10 protein-coding genes are annotated in these 14279 nt (G+C 72.8%); 2 read left to right on the forward strand and 8 right to left on the reverse strand.

Annotated elements, in window-relative coordinates:
• Positions 1 to 3: 3 nt before the first annotated feature.
• A complete protein-coding gene (locus tag ACIBCT_RS06225) occupies positions 4 to 354 on the reverse strand; it encodes a YciI family protein (RefSeq protein ID WP_399186313.1) in 351 nt (116 codons plus the stop codon).
• Between the two features lie 246 nt (positions 355 to 600).
• Entirely contained in the window at positions 601 to 1998 is a 1398-nt protein-coding gene (locus ACIBCT_RS06230; RefSeq protein WP_399186314.1) for an MFS transporter, read from the reverse strand.
• A 65-nt stretch (positions 1999 to 2063) separates the two neighbouring features.
• Between ACIBCT_RS06230 and ACIBCT_RS06235 the strand changes: the two genes are divergently transcribed.
• Positions 2064 to 3047 carry an ArsR/SmtB family transcription factor gene (locus ACIBCT_RS06235; RefSeq protein WP_399186315.1) on the forward strand — a complete coding sequence of 328 codons (984 nt, stop codon included), beginning with the start codon at positions 2064 to 2066 and terminating at the stop codon, positions 3045 to 3047.
• Between the two features lie 27 nt (positions 3048 to 3074).
• Here ACIBCT_RS06235 and ACIBCT_RS06240 read toward each other — a convergent pair whose 3' ends face one another.
• The 5 genes from ACIBCT_RS06240 to ACIBCT_RS06260 all read right to left on the reverse strand — a co-directional run bounded on the left by ACIBCT_RS06240 (position 3075) and on the right by ACIBCT_RS06260 (position 10417).
• Positions 3075 to 4007, reverse strand: a complete 933-nt coding sequence (locus ACIBCT_RS06240; RefSeq protein ID WP_399186316.1) for a carbohydrate ABC transporter permease — start codon at positions 4005 to 4007, stop codon at positions 3075 to 3077.
• A 46-nt stretch (positions 4008 to 4053) separates the two neighbouring features.
• Positions 4054 to 4941 (reverse strand): carbohydrate ABC transporter permease, encoded by an 888-nt coding sequence (locus tag ACIBCT_RS06245; RefSeq protein WP_399186663.1) that lies wholly within the window; start codon positions 4939 to 4941, stop codon positions 4054 to 4056.
• 143 nt (positions 4942 to 5084) lie between these two features.
• Complete coding sequence (locus ACIBCT_RS06250) at positions 5085 to 6374, reverse strand: ABC transporter substrate-binding protein (RefSeq protein WP_399186317.1); 1290 nt, start codon at positions 6372 to 6374, stop codon at positions 5085 to 5087.
• A 319-nt stretch (positions 6375 to 6693) separates the two neighbouring features.
• Positions 6694 to 7470 carry an AMP-binding protein gene (locus ACIBCT_RS06255; protein WP_399186318.1) on the reverse strand — a complete coding sequence of 259 codons (777 nt, stop codon included), beginning with the start codon at positions 7468 to 7470 and terminating at the stop codon, positions 6694 to 6696.
• Between the two features lie 469 nt (positions 7471 to 7939).
• A complete protein-coding gene (locus ACIBCT_RS06260) occupies positions 7940 to 10417 on the reverse strand; it encodes a tetratricopeptide repeat protein (protein ID WP_399186319.1) in 2478 nt (825 codons plus the stop codon).
• Between the two features lie 179 nt (positions 10418 to 10596).
• Here ACIBCT_RS06260 and ACIBCT_RS06265 point away from each other — a divergent pair, with 179 nt between their 5' ends.
• The gene (locus tag ACIBCT_RS06265; RefSeq protein ID WP_399186320.1) at positions 10597 to 12642 is read left to right on the forward strand and encodes an ABC transporter ATP-binding protein; all 2046 of its coding nucleotides are present in this window, start codon (positions 10597 to 10599) and stop codon (positions 12640 to 12642) included.
• Here the strand turns inward: ACIBCT_RS06265 and ACIBCT_RS06270 are convergent.
• Complete coding sequence (locus ACIBCT_RS06270; protein WP_399186321.1) at positions 12630 to 14096, reverse strand: penicillin-binding transpeptidase domain-containing protein; 1467 nt, start codon at positions 14094 to 14096, stop codon at positions 12630 to 12632. The genes ACIBCT_RS06265 and ACIBCT_RS06270 overlap by 13 nt on opposite strands.
• Between the last annotated feature and the right edge of the window lie 183 nt (positions 14097 to 14279).

The following is a 14279-nucleotide window of genomic DNA, read 5'->3' on the forward strand; positions in this document are numbered from 1 at the left end:
CCGTCAGGCCCCGAAGTCGGCGACCGGCCGTACCACGACCGATCCGCTGCCGCCCGCGCCGGGACAGCGGGCCGCCCAGTCGAGCGCGGCGTCGAGGTCCGGCACGTCGATGACGTAGAAGCCGCCGAGCACCTCGCGGGTCTCGGCGAACGGCCCGTCGGTGACGGTCCGCTCGCCGCCGGCCCCGACCCGGACCGTCGTGGCGGTGACCAGGTCCGCCAGTGACTCCCCCGAGACGTAGATCCCCGCGTCCTGGACGGCCTTGTCGTAGGCCGTCCAGTCCTCGACGGTGCACTCCGCGGCCCCGCCGTCCGCGTCGGTCGCACCACTGTTGATCAGCAGCATGTACTTCATGGCCGGTTCCTCCGGATCCTCTCGCGCGGCGGGCCGCCGCACACCATGACGACGAACGGGACCCGGCCGCATCGACAGCGCCCGGGAGATTTCCTCGGACGGGCCCGGCCGCCGGGTCAGGGAAGACTACGCGGTCTCCGGGCGGTGCCCCTCCGGGAGCGCCGCACCGTGGGAGCGTGCTCGCGGGATCGGGCGGTCACAGGCCCGTGTCCCGTGGCCCCGTGCCCCTCTCCGGGCGGGGCGGTGTCACGCGGGCCGTCGCCCGCCGACCCTGAGCGACCGGTGCAGGGCGAGCGAGCAGGCGCAGGCGGCCGCCCCCGCGATGACGACGGCCATCGGCGGAGAGGTCAGCTCGGCGGCCACGCCGACCAGGGCGGCGCCCAGGGCCTGGCCGGTCATCATCCCCGCCGACGCCAGGCCGAAGGACTGCCCCCTGATCGTCTCCGGTACCGCCTCCACGAACCACCGCTGCAGCCCCAGCTCGAAGGCGGACAGCGCCGCCGTGGCGAGCAGCACGAGCAGGGCGGCCCCCACCAGACCCGGCCGGAGGGCGAACGCCAGGAGGGGAAGGCCCGTCACCAGCGCGAGGGGGAACGCCAGCCGCTCCCTGCCCGCGGGCGAGACCAGCCTGCCTGCGGCGAGACTCCCGAGCGCCATGCCCACCGAGGCGGCGGCGAGCGCGAACCCGGCCTCGTTCCCCAGGTAGGGGATCAGCATCGCCTCGGCACCGGCCACGATCGAGACCGGCAGCCACTGCGCGAGGAGCAGGCCGCGCACCCGCGCGTCCGCCAGCAGGAGCCGGTTGACCCGCAGCGTCTCCCGCACGGCGCCGCCCCTCGCGGACGCGCCCGCCTGCTCGCCGCCGCCCGCGGGCGTCCCCGCGCGCCGACGACCTTCCGGGCGCGCCTGCACGCGCCCGTCGCCGCCCGCCTCTCCCCCGGACGGGTCACCGCCCTCGGTCTCCCCGGCGGGCGGGGCGTCCTCGCGCGTACGCCTTCCCGCGGGACCGGCGGGACCGGCGTTCCGGGCGGGGAAGTCGGGCATGCCGTAGCGCAGCACCACGGCGGCCACGACGGACAGCGCGGCGGTGACGGCCAGCGCCCCGGCGGGTCCGGTGACGGCGAGGACGGCGCCGCCCACGGCCAGGCCGCCGATCTGGGCTCCGGCGGCCGTCACGTTCAGCACGGACCTGCCCAGCACGAACGCGTCACCGGGCAGCAGGTCCGGCAGCAGGGCCGTCCGCGCCGCCCCGAAGACCGGGGAGAACAGGCCGGTGACCAGGACCAGGGCCAGCATCGCCCAGACGGGCATCCCGGTGAAGGCGAGCAGCAGGCAGGTCACGGCCCTGACCCACTCACCGGCGACCATCAGGGCGCGTGGCCGGATCCGGTCGGCCAGCGAGAGCAGGAACGTCCCGCCGACGATGTAGGGCAGGAACCCCAGCATGTACGTCGCCGCCGACAGCCCCGGCGAGCCGGTCCGCGCGTAGACCAGCGCCGACAGGGCCAGCATCTTGATCTGGTCTCCCGCGACCAGCAGGGTGAAGCCTCCGAAGAGGATGCGGAACTCCCGGCTCGCGAAGACCTCCGTGTAGGTCGCGCCGCGTTCGTCCACCGCCTGCGTGTCACGTTCTTCCACCGTCATGGACACGATGGTGGAAGGCCCTCACCCGGCTGGCTAATCTTTCGGATATATCCGAAAGGTCAACCATGGTCTTCCGCATCGAGGTCACCCCACAGGACATCATGGCCAGCAGGTTCGCCATCTCCCCGCTCATCGTGACCAAGCACGCGCTCTGGATCCTGTCCGGCAGGCGGGAGGTCGGGCCGTGGCGGGCCTGGGTGGACCGGGTGCGGGAACCGTACGAGAGACTGCTGGTCACGCAGCCGGGGCTGGCCCTCATGGTGGCGTTGTTCCGCGAGCGGGCGTACAACGCCGACTTCCCCGCACCGCCGCCGACCGGGGTGAACACCCCCTTCGAGGCGGAGATCGCGGTGGTGCGCGCCACCCCGGTGGCGCGGGCGCACGCCGAGATCGCCAGGAACCTGGAGGGGATGCCGCGCCCTCCGCGGCACGTCGTGGACCTGCTGTTCTCCCCCGGCGTGGTGCGGCTGTTCGCCGACGCGCTCCAGGCGACCTGGGACGAGATCGTCGCCCCGGCCTGGCCGCGCTTCCACGCGATCATGGAGCGGGACGTGATCCAGCGGTCCGGCCGCCTGGCGACCTACGGCTGGGCCGCCGCGCTCGACGACCTCAGCCCCCGGGTCCGGTGGCATCCCGACGGTGTCATCGAGGTGCTCTCCGAGAGCGCGGACGAGAGCTACCGGCTCGACGGGCGCGGCCTGCTCTTCATCCCGAGCGTGATCCCCGTCGGGGTGGGCTCCTACCTGGAGACCCACTGGCCGTACGCGATCAGCTATCCGGCCCGGGGCACCGGCATCCCGCCCGAGGCGCCGGACGGCCTGGCCGGGCTGATCGGCGGCACCAGGACCCGGGTGCTGCTCGAACTGGCCGCCCCCGCGACGACCACGGCGCTCGTCGCCCTGCTGGGGCTGAGCCTGGGAACCGTGGGCGGCCACATCGCCGCCCTGCGCCGGGCGGGCCTGGTCACCGGCAGCCGCACCGGCCGCCGCGTCCTGTACCACCGCACCGCACTGGGCGACGCGCTGGTCAACCCCGGCCAGGCGACATGATCACCCGTCCGGGGCGGCCGCGCGGGTTCAGCCCTTGAGGGCTCCGGCCATGAGGCCGCGCATGAAGAAGCGGCCGAGGAGGATGTAGATGATCATTGTGGGGATGGAGGCGAGCAGGGCTGCGGCCATCTGCTGGCTGTAGGGGACGGTCTGGGCACCGGCGATGTTGTTGAGCATGACCGTGGTGGGCCAGCTCTGCGGGCCGGTGAGGAAGACGGCGAACAGGAAGTCGTTCCACATCGAGGTGAACTGCCAGATGATCACGACCGCGAAGGCCGGGCCGGAGACCGGCAGCACCACCGACCAGTAGGTCCGCAGCATTCCCGCCCCGTCCACCCGGGACGCCTCGATCAGCTCGTCCGGGATGGTGACGTAGTAGTTGCGGAAGATCAGCGTGCAGATCGGGATGCCGTAGACCACGTGGGCCAGCAGCAGGCCGGGGATCGCGCCGTAGAAGACCCCCGGCACCCCGGTGACCGCCAGCGTGACCTCGTTCAGCTTCACCAGGAGCTGGACCAGCGGGATCATGACGCCCTGGTACGGGATGAACATGCCGAACAGGAACAGGGTGAACAGCACGTCGGAGCCGGGGAAGCGCCACTTCGACAGCACGTAGCCGTTCATGGAGCCCAGGATCGCCGAGATCAGCGAGCCGGGGACCGCGAGCAGCACGCTGTTCCAGATGCCGGGGGCGAGCTTCTCCCAGGCCACCCGCCACGGCTCGGCCGTCCACACCTCGGGCAGTGCCCATGCCCGGCCCGGGTCGGCCTCGGTCAGCGGCTTGAAGCTGGTGACCAGCAGCACGTAGATCGGGATCAGGAAGACGAGCAGGAAGGCGACCAGCAGCACCAGCCTGACGCCGCGCGACAGCCGTGCCCGCCGCCTGGCCCGGTCACCGGGGTCGCCCGCGCCGCCGCCCCGCGCGGGGGCGACACCGGGACCGGTCACGGTGGTCGTCATCGGGTGCCTCCGGGGTGGGGGACCGTTCTCGGTGCCGGCGGGAGGGTCACGAGCGCCTCTCCTTGCGGAGCGTCCAGACCAGGTACGGGATGACGAAGACGCTGACCGCGAGCACGATGTAGGACGCGATGGTGGCGCCCTTGGCCGGGTCGTGGGAGTCGAAGACCGCGACCCACATGAACACGGCGGGCACGTCGGTGATGATCTGCTTGCCGGAGACCGCGACGATCAGGTCGAAGACCTTGAGCGAGATGTGCCCCAGGATGATCAGCGCGGACAGGGTGACCGGGCGGAGCAGCGGCAGCACGATGTGCCGGTAGACCTGCCACTCGCCACAGCCGTCGACCCGGGCAGCCTCCCTCAGGTCCTCGGGGACCCCGCGGAACCCCGCCAAGAACAATGCCATGACATATCCGGACATCTGCCAAATCGCAGGGATGGCCATGGCCGCCATCCCCCAGTCCGGGTCCCGGAACCACTGCCACTGCAGGAACTCCAGGCCCAGGGTGTCGAACAACCGGTTCAGCCCGACCGCCCGCTCGCCCTGGGAGGAGTTCATCAGCCAGCGCCAGACGACCCCGGTCGCGACGAAGGAGACCGCCATGGGGAACAGGTAGACCGCCCGGAAGGTCCCCTCACCCCTGATCCCCTTCTCCATCAGGAACGCCAGCAGCCAGCCGAGCACCAGCGCCCCGAACACGAAGACCACCGTGAAGACGATGGCGTGCTCGACCGAGATGCCCCAGCGCTTCTGGTCCCAGAGCGTGACGAAGTTCTCCAGGCCGACGAAGTTTCCCTCGGACACCTCGTCGTGCTTGTCGGTCATGGCCAGCCGGAAGTTCCAGCCGAGCATGCCGTACACGAAGACCGCGATCGCGACGATCGACGGCGTGACCAGCAGCAGGCCCGGAAGCCACCTGCGCATCCGCGACATCGTCCCCACGCGTGTCGTCCGTGTCGCCGGCGCTCTCGGCGCCGTCGGCGTCGTCGGTGTCGTCGGTGTCGGCCGCGTCATCGGTGTCACCGGCACCCCTTCCGCGAGGTACGGCCCGCGTCACCGCGGGCCGTACCGAAAGATCACTGTCCGGAGTTCTTGGCCGCCTCGGCCAGCGCCGTCTGGAACGCGGCCACGTCCTTGTCGCCGTGGAACACGCCGACCGCCTCGTTGATCGAGACGCGCCAGGCGTCGTTCACGACCACGCCGTGCTGGATGGAACCGGCGAGCTCGTCGGAACCCCAGTCCTTGAGCGCGTCCGCGAGGTAGTCGGTGTAGAGGGCGGTGTCGGCGTCCTTGCGGGCCGGGATGGAGCCCTTCTTGGGGTTGAAGGCGTCCTGGCCCTCCTTGCTGGCGGCCACCTTCAGCCAGGCCACGGCGCCGTCGCGGTTGGGCGCGCCCTTGGGCAGGGTGAAGCTGTCCGACAGCCACATGAACGTGCCCGCGGTGCCGGGCGAGGGCACCCAGTCGAAGTCGGTCTTGGACGTCTTGCCCAGGCCGCCGTCCGGCGGGTTGTGGAAGTAGCCGTACGCCCAGTCGCCCATGATGTTGAAGGCGGCCTCGCCGTCGGCGACCTGCTTGGCCGCGGGCTGCCAGTCGTCGGCCGGGTCACCGGCGTAGGACAGGATCGTCTTGAAGTCGTTCAGCGCCTTGGTCATCGCCGGGCCGGACCAGTCCGAGCCCGCGGTCCACAGCCTGTTGTACGCGTCGGTGCCCAGCGAGCCGAGCAGCACGCTCTCCAGCAGGTGGACCATGGTCCACTCCGAGCCGATCGAGAGCGGGATCTTGCCCTTCTGCTTGACCTTCTCCAGCGCCGTGACGAAGTCCGGGATCGTCTTCGGCACCTCGGCGACGCCCGCCTCCTTCAGGACGGCGGGGTTGAACCACATCACGTTGGAGCGGTGGACGTTGACCGGGACCGAGTAGATCTGGCCCTGGACGCTGATCTGGTCGACGAGCTGCTGCGGGAACGCCTCCTTGAGCTTGAGCTCGTCGTAGAGGAAGTTCAGCGGTTCGAGCTGACCGGCCTTGATGTATCCCTGCAGCTCGGCGCCCGCGTGACCCTGGAAGGTGTCGGGCGGGGTCTGGGCCTGCAGCTTGGTGGTCAGCAGGGCCCGCGCCTTGTCCCCGGAGCCGCCCGCCACGGCCGCGTCGAAGAACTCCAGCCCGGCGTTCTGCTTCTGGAAGATCTCCCTCATGGCCTTCAGCCCGTCGGCCTCGCCGGGGCCGGTCCACCAGGAGAAGACCTCGACCTTCTTCTTCGCGTCGGCCTGCGGGCTCTGCGGGGCACCGCCGCCGTCACCACCACAGGCGGTCAGGGCGAGCAGGCCCGCCATGGTGGCCGCGACGGCCGCCATCAACTGTCGTCGCACAGCTCTCCGTCCCTTCGGGGTCGAGGTTGCACAGGTGTTCCCCCGAGAACATGACAACGTTGTCAGCGTCGTCGACACGTGCAATCAAGCCACTCCGCACCGAGCGCCGTCAAGATTGCGGGGATAACAGCTCCGCATCCCGACATGTGAGAATCACCGGTGTCCGCGGGTGACGGCGAGCGCCCCGCGCGCCGGCACGCGTTCCTGTGCGCCGGTACGCGGCGCCCCGTGCGCGCAGGCCCCGCGCGTGACGTGCCCGGTGCCGCGCGCCCCGTCCCTGACCCGCCGGACGGCGCCGGACGGCGGGGCGCGGCCCGCCTCAGACGCGCTGGACGGCCCCGTCGGGGAGCGCCACGACGGTGACGCCGAAGTCCTGGATGGTCGCCGACAGCTCCCGGGACATCAGCCCCGGGGCCACCACGACCAGCGCGCCGCGCATCAGCGCCAGCCCGATCAGGATCGTCAGGGCCATGCTGCACCGCAGGGGCCAGGTGATCAGCAGCACGTCGGACTTGCCGAGGTCGGCTCCCCGGTCGAGCGCGTTCATCCGGGTGATCAGATCCTGGTGGGTCAGCACGCCCCCGTCCTCGACCAGCAGCGCGGGCTGCACCACCGGGTCGAGGAAGGGCAGCGGGACCGGTTCGAGCAGCAGCAGGTCGGCGAAGTCGACGGTGTCGCGGGCCTGGCCGAACGCGATCACCTGCCGGACCCGGGAGTCCTCCACCGCGCGCAGCGACGCGCCCGCCAGCCGCGGGGTGGTGATGAGCAGCCGCGCGTCCCACTCGGCCAGCAGGTCGGCCATCTCCTCGCACCCCGAGGTGATGGGCGCCGCCACCCCGCCGGCCGCGATGACCGTGTGCACCGCCAGCGTCTGGGCCACCGCGCTGTCCACGTGGATGCCGGCGACCTGACGCCGCCTGGCCCCCCGCCGCACCAGACCCGAGGCTCCCCGCGTCACCTCCGCGGCCAGGCGGCGATGGCCGTACACCAGGCCGGCGTCGAGGTCGATCAGCGCGGGCCGATCGCCTCGCCCGTGCGCGTAGCCGAACACCGCCTCGGTGAGGGTGCAGCTGGTGGACGGAGAGGTCGGTCTCATTCCGCCGACGCTAGGGGCGGGCCGTCCGCGCGGGCATCGGCAGATGTATGTAGATGGCTGTGTATCCGGCCCCTCCGCGCCCGCCCGTCCACCCGGCCGCGGGACGTCCGGCCCGCGGGTCCCCCGGCGCGTCCCGGGCGGCGTCGTGACCGTGGGCGGGAACGCCGGGCGGGCCCGGGCCCTGCGCGACCCGAGCCCGCTGTCACATGCCCCATGACCTGGTCCCCACCCCTCCGAGGAGACCCCGGCCGTCGACAAGGGCACGCGACGTCCGCGACGTGCCCGACCGAGACGTCCGGGATGGTGTGGACCTCCGTCCCGTACCGGGGTTTCGGCCGGCGCGGTGCGGAAGGCTGGACGTCATCGGTCGAACACCAGGAAAACGTACGGCGCGCCACGGGTCCGCCACATGCTCCGGAGTGCGTATCCCGGGATGTATCTTCCGCGCCGCACATGTGTAGCCCGCGGGCTAGGAACGGTTCTGCTCGACCACCCAGGTGGCGACCTGCGTCCGGGAGGAGAAGCCGAGCTTGGCCAGGATGTTGGCGACGTGCCGGGCGGCGGTGGCGGGACTGATCACCAGGTCGTCGGCGATGGCCTTGTTGCTCAGGCCCCTGGCGACGAGCTCGGCGATCTCCCACTCCCGGCAGGTGAGCGTGGTCAGCGGGGTGACCGCCGGGGAGGCGCCGAGCAGCGGGGGCGTCTCGTGCGGCTCCTCGACCTGCAGCGCGTAGCGGACCGCCTGCTCCTGGGACATCTCCTGGCCCTGCGCCCACAGCCGGGCGACCTGGCTCTCGCCGAGGCGCATCCGGGCGGGCTGGAGCAGCTCCTCCATCCGCGCCCCGAACCCGGGCGGGAGCACGGCGCCGCTCATCGCGCTCCTGATCGCGGCGGAGGCCCCGGCCAGGCGCACCGCGCGGCGGTCGTCCTCCTCGGCGAGGGCGAGCTGGGCGAGCGTCTCGATCCGGCGGGCCACGCCGAGCCGCTGGCCGGTCCCGATGCACAGCCGCAGGCTCTCGATCAGCCTGACCCGCGCGGTGGCGAGGTCTCCCTGGGCGAGGGCGATGCGGCCCAGTCCGGACAGGCACGTGACGACCTGCCAGTGGGCGGTGATGTCCTGGAGCATGTCGAGGGCGCGCTCGTAGCGGGCGCGGGCCTCGGCCAGGTCGCCGCGGAGCCAGGCGACCTGGGCCAGGCCGATCAGCGCGACCGGCGCGGCCCAGTGGTTGTCGAGCTCGTGCGCGATCGCCAGCGCGGCCTCGAAGGAGCGCTGCGACTCCTTCGCCCTGCCCTCGGAGAGGGCGAGCGTGCCCTCCATCGACCGGACGACCGTCTCGTGCCAGGGGTCGTCGACCGCGCGCACGGCCTCCAGCGCCTCGTCCAGCAGGGCCCTGGCCCGGTCGGGACGGCGCTGGTAGATGGCCACCCAGGCCAGCACGGCCAGCGCGCCGCCGAGCGGCCCGTGCAGGCCCGCCTGCCGGCACAGCCCGATCGCGGCGGTGCAGGCGACCTGGGCCGCGTCGGGGTCGCCCTGCCCGAAGGCCACCTGCCCGCGCAGCGCGAGGGCGTCGCCGCGCACCTGGGGCGACAGCTCCTCGGGGGCGGCCTCCAGCAGGCGGTCGAGCCACTTGTCGGCCGGGGTGAACCTGCCCCCGGCGATGAGCGGCCAGCGCAGCAGGACGAGCAGGCGCAGCGCGCTCTCCGGGTCGTCGTCGGCCTCGGCCGACCAGCGCACCGCCGCCCACACGTTGGCCTGGAGCTCGTCCATCATGACCAGCATCGGGCAGATCTCCGCCCAGGTGGGGCGGGGCCGCCGGACGATCGTGCGGTGCATCCGGGCGGCGACCTCGATCATGTGGTCGCGGTGCAGCCTGCGGAAGCCGGATTCCTCCCCGGAGGCGGCCAGCTGCTCGGCCGCGTACTCGCGGATCGTCTCCAGCATGCGGTAGCGCGTCTCGCCCGCGACCGCCGTCTCGGCCAGCACCAGTGACTTGTCGACCAGGACGCAGAGCACCCTCAGCACGTCCTCGGCGCGCAGGGCGTCGCGCGCGCAGACCCGCTCGGCCATGTCGAGCGTCCACCCGCCGGTGAAGACCGCCAGCCGCCTGAGCAGGATCCGTTCGGGCTCGTCCAGCTGCTGGTAGCTCCAGTCGACGGTCGCCCTGAGCGTCTGCTGCCTGGCCGGGGCCGTCCGGTCGCCCGCCGACAGCAGCCGGAACCGGTCCCTGATCCGGGCGTTGATCTGCCCCACGGTCAGCACCCGGCACAGGGCGGCGGCGAGCTCGATGGCCAGCGGCATCCCGTCGAGCGCCTCGCAGAGCCCGGCGATGTCGGCCTCGTTCTGCTCGGTGACGGCGAACTCGCGGGAGGCCGCGGCGGCGCGGTCGACGAAGAGCCGCACCGCCTCGCTGTCGGCCGGGTCGTGGCCGCCGCCCCGGGGCAGGCTGAGCGGCGGCACGCGCCACACGGTCTCCCCGGCCACCCGCAGCGGCTCCCGGCTGGTCGTGAGCACGCGCACCTCGGGGCAGACGGTCAGGACCGCGCGGCAGAACCTGGCGGACTCCTCGATGAGCGATTCGCAGTTGTCCATGACCAGCAGCAGCCGCCGGTCGCCGAGCGCGTCGATCAGGGTCTCGGCCAGCGCGCGGGACGGCTCGGCCTTGACCCCGAGCACGGCGGCCACCCTGGTCTCGATCTGGTCGCCGGGCACCGCGTCGGCCAGCTCGACCAGCCAGACGCCCCCGGGGAACTCCGCCGCCACCTGGGAGGCCACCCGGATCGCCAGCCTGCTCTTGCCGATGCCGCCCGTCCCGCAGAGCGTCACCACCCGGGCGACGCCCAGCAGGTCGACGAGTTCTTCCACGTCGGTCTCACGCCCCACGAAGCCGTTCGGTTCGAGGGGCAGGTTGCCACCGGTGAGGGAGGCGTGCGCGGTGTCCTGGGTCATCGGCTCTTAGGGAGGTCGGGTAGAACCGTCACAGAAAGTGTGACATCAATTACCGAACCATGCCCGGTCTTAGTCCTTTTTCCGGGCGGCGCGCGGGCGCGGGTCCCGGTGCTGACCGTCAGCGGCCATCGGATGGCCATCGGATGGCCATCGCCGGGACGGCCGCTCACACTGCTTCCATGGCCGACTCCCCCGTCCCCCGCTCCCCCGACCCGTCGGGCTCCCCGCCCCCTTCCGGCACGTCCGGCCCGGCCGACGCCCCCGGCCCGGCCGGTGCTCCCGATCCGGCCGACGCCCCAGGCCCGGCCGGTGCTCCCGGCCCGGCCGGTGACCCGGGTCCGTCCCGGGCCCCCGGCCCGGCCGCGGACGACTCCCCCGAGTTCGGCGAGCTGAACCTCTCCGAGTGGTACGCGCACGCCGACACGATGGCGAAGGTCGGGTTCCTGACCATCGCCCGCAGGCTCCCGGCCCTGGTCTCGCAGGCCGTCGGGCTGGCGTGGTCGGCCAGCCGCCGCGACACCGCCGTCGCGATCGCGCTGAGCCTGCTGGCCGGCGTGTTCACCGCGTTCGGGCTGCTCGCCACCACCGAGGTGCTGTCGGCGCTGTTCGCGGCCGGTCCGACCCCCGAGCGGGTGCGGGCCGCCCTGCCCGGCCTGATCATGGTGGGGGTGGCCGCGGCCCTGCGCACCCTCATGCAGGCGGGCGCGGGCTGGGCGCAGTCACGGCTGGAGCCTCAGGTCGGCCGGCTCGCCGAGGAGCGCCTGTACGGGCTGACCAGCAAGGTCGAGCTCGCGGCCTTCGACGACCCCGACTTCCACGACGCCCTCCAGCGGGCCCGGACGCGCGGGGTCTCCACGGCCGACGTGGTGGTGGGCACGACCGTCAACGTGCTGACCGCGGCGATCGGCATCGTCGCCGCCGCGGGCGTGCTGGGGGTGCTCCACCCCGTGCTGCTGCCGCTGCTGGCGCTGGCGGTGCTGCCCGACGCCTGGGCGGCGGTCCGCTCGGCGCGGATGCGCTACACGACCCTGTACGCGCTGATCCCGGTCGGCCGCCGTAAGTGGATCATCTCGGACCTGCTGGCGCAGCGGGACCCGGCGGCCGAGGTGCGCTCGTTCACCATGCGCGACTTCCTGATGCGGATGTACGACGTGGTCGCCACGGCCGAGCAGACCGTCATGCTCACCCTGGCGCGGCGGCAGACGGTCGCCAGGATCGTGGGCGAGGCGCTGGGCGGGATCGGCACCGCCCTGGTGTACGTGGCGCTGGGGGTGCTGCTGGCGATGGGCGCGGTCCCGCTGGCGGTGGCGGGCACCGCGGTGCTGGCGATCCGCTCGGGCCAGACGTACCTGGCCAACCTGATGTTCGCCACGAACCGCCTGTACGAGGAGGGCCTGTACTTCACCGACTTCCTGGACTTCTGCGCCGAGGCGGAGGGGAGGATGGCGGCCGGGCGACCGGCACCGGCGCCGGAGACCTTCGCCCGGATCGTCGCCGAGGACGTCGTCTTCACCTATCCCGGCTCCGCCTCCCCTGCGCTGCGGGGGGTGAGCGTGCGCGTCGAGCGGGGCGAGGTGATCGCGCTGGTCGGGGAGAACGGGTCGGGCAAGACCACGCTGGCCAAGATCCTGTCCGGGCTGTACGAGCCGGACGCCGGCCGGGTCCTGTGGGACGACACCGACCTGTCCACCGTCGACCCCGACGCGCTGAGGCGCCGTATCGCGGTCATCGCCCAGGACCACACCCGCTGGCCCCTGCGGGCCCGCCACAACATCACCATGGGCACCGACAAGGGGGAGCCCGCGCTCGTCGCGGCGGCCGAGGTCGCCGGTGCCGACCAGGTCGTGGCCGAGCTGCCGCACGGTTACCGCACCCTGCTCGACCGGCGTTTCAAGGACGGCCACGAGCTGTCCGGAGGCCAGTGGCAGAGGATCGCGGTGGCCCGCGGCTTCCACAGGGACGCCCCGCTGCTGATCTGCGACGAGCCCACCGCCGCGCTGGACGCCCGCGCCGAGAACGCCCTGTTCGAACGCATCCGGGAGCACGCCGACGGGCGCACCGTCCTGCTGATCACCCACCGGCTGGCGAGCGTCCGCTACGCCGACCGGATCTACGTGCTGGACCACGGCAGGGTCATCGAGCACGGCACCCATGACGAGCTCATCGGCCTCGACGGTCTCTACGCCGACCTGTACGGGCTCCAGGCCTCCGCCTACTCGGCCTGACCGACCAGCACGGCCTCGATGACGGCCCTGGCGATGGGGGCCGCCACCCGCCCGCCCTCCCCGCCGCCCTCGACCAGGACGCCCACCGCGACCCGGGGGGCGGCGGCCGGTGCGAAGCCGGTGAAGAGCGCGTGGTCCGCGGCCGGGGGGACGTTCCCTGCCGAACCGGTCTCGGCCGCGACCTTCACCCCGGGGACGGCCGCGGCGACGCCCGTCCCTCCCGGCTCGGTGACGGCGACCATCATCCCGGTGAGCCGTTCGGCCTCCTCGGCGCCGAACACCCGGCGGTAGGGCGACGGCTCGGCCCGCTCGATCACGGTGTCGTCGGCGAGGCGGACGTCCTCCACCAGGTGGGGGCGCATCAGCAGGCCGTCGTTGGCCACCGTCGCCGCGATCATCGCCATCATCAGCGGGGTGACCCGGACACCGGCCCCGCCCAGCGCCGACAACGCGGTCCGCGCGTCGTCCGTCGCCGGCGGGTAGACGCTCCTGACCACCGGCATGGGGATCCGCAGGTCGTCGGTGTCGAACCCGAACGCCTCGGCCCGCTCGCGCAGCGCGTCGTGGCCGAGCTCGATGCCGAGCTTGGCGAAGGGGGTGTCGCAGGAGGACCGGAACGCCTGGAGCAGGGCCGCCTCCCCTCCGGCACAGGCGGCGCCGCGCCGTTCGCGCAGGTAGGTGCCGGTGCCGGGGAGCCGGAGCGAGGCCGGGACGCTGACGGCGACGCCGGGGCCGTACCGCCCGGAGGCGAGCGCCGCGGCGCTGGTGACGATCTTGAAGGTGGACCCGGCCGGGTGGCTCCGCTGGATGGCCCGGTTGACCAGCGGGTCGGCGGGATCGCCCCGCAGCCTCTTGTCCGCCCGGTCGAGCCTGGCCGGGTTGAAGCTCGCGTACAGGTTCGGGTTGTAGGAGGGCAGGGAGACCATCGCCAGGACGGCGCCGGTGCGGGGGTCGATCGCGACGACGGCGCCGGGCAGGCCGGTGGCGCGCAGGCCGTCGTAGGCGGCCCGCTGGGCGCCGCGGTCGAGGGTGAGCCTGAGGGTGGCGCCGTCGCGGGTCCCGCCGATCAGCCCGCGCACCCGTACCCGGGGGTCGTTCCCGGACAGCAGGGCGTCCTCGGCCCGCTCCAGCCCGCCGCTGCCGTGGAGCGAGAAGTGCCCGGTGACCGGCGCGTACAGCCGGCCGCCGGGGTAGACCCGCCGGTAGCGGTAGGTGACGCTCCTGGACCTGCGGCTGGCCGCGACGACCGTGCCGTCGCGGAGCAGGATCCGGCCCCTGGGGCTCTCGAAGCGGGCGATCGTCGTCCGGCGGTTGCGCGGGTCCTCGTTGAGCCGTTCGGAGTCCAGCGCCTGCAGGTAGGTCACGTTGGCCAGGAGGGCGAACAGCATGGCGCCGCACATGAGGGCGACATGCCGCAGCGGAATGTTGATCCGGCGTGCCCGCGGTGCGATCATGACCCCTCCCGGACCCCGGCTCCGATACCGGTTTAACAGCCGGACCGAAAAGGGCGTCCCGAGCCGGGGCAAAGCCGCCGTACGGCTTGCGGTCCCCGTCACGCGACCCATGTGGGAAAAAGCGCGGGAAATTACTTAGCAATTTGGAAAGTAATGCCCTACTGTGAAGGTACTGCCCGAGCA

Origin of the sequence: Streptosporangium sp. NPDC050855, assembly GCF_044456585.1 — a bacterium.
Classification (GTDB): domain Bacteria; phylum Actinomycetota; class Actinomycetes; order Streptosporangiales; family Streptosporangiaceae; genus Streptosporangium; species Streptosporangium longisporum.

What these genes read in the sequence shown, in the direction of transcription:
- ACIBCT_RS06225 (WP_399186313.1), bottom strand. Translation starts at nt 354, where the DNA reads ATGAAGTACATGCTGCTGATCAACAGTGGTGCGACCGACGCGGACGGC.
- ACIBCT_RS06230 (WP_399186314.1), bottom strand. Translation starts at nt 1,998, where the DNA reads ATGACGGTGGAAGAACGTGACACGCAGGCGGTGGACGAACGCGGCGCG.
- ACIBCT_RS06235 (WP_399186315.1), top strand. Translation starts at nt 2,064, where the DNA reads ATGGTCTTCCGCATCGAGGTCACCCCACAGGACATCATGGCCAGCAGG.
- ACIBCT_RS06240 (WP_399186316.1), bottom strand. Translation starts at nt 4,007, where the DNA reads ATGACGACCACCGTGACCGGTCCCGGTGTCGCCCCCGCGCGGGGCGGC.
- ACIBCT_RS06245 (WP_399186663.1), bottom strand. Translation starts at nt 4,941, where the DNA reads ATGTCGCGGATGCGCAGGTGGCTTCCGGGCCTGCTGCTGGTCACGCCG.
- ACIBCT_RS06255 (WP_399186318.1), bottom strand. Translation starts at nt 7,470, where the DNA reads ATGAGACCGACCTCTCCGTCCACCAGCTGCACCCTCACCGAGGCGGTG.
- ACIBCT_RS06260 (WP_399186319.1), bottom strand. Translation starts at nt 10,417, where the DNA reads ATGACCCAGGACACCGCGCACGCCTCCCTCACCGGTGGCAACCTGCCC.
- ACIBCT_RS06265 (WP_399186320.1), top strand. Translation starts at nt 10,597, where the DNA reads ATGGCCGACTCCCCCGTCCCCCGCTCCCCCGACCCGTCGGGCTCCCCG.
- ACIBCT_RS06270 (WP_399186321.1), bottom strand. Translation starts at nt 14,096, where the DNA reads ATGATCGCACCGCGGGCACGCCGGATCAACATTCCGCTGCGGCATGTC.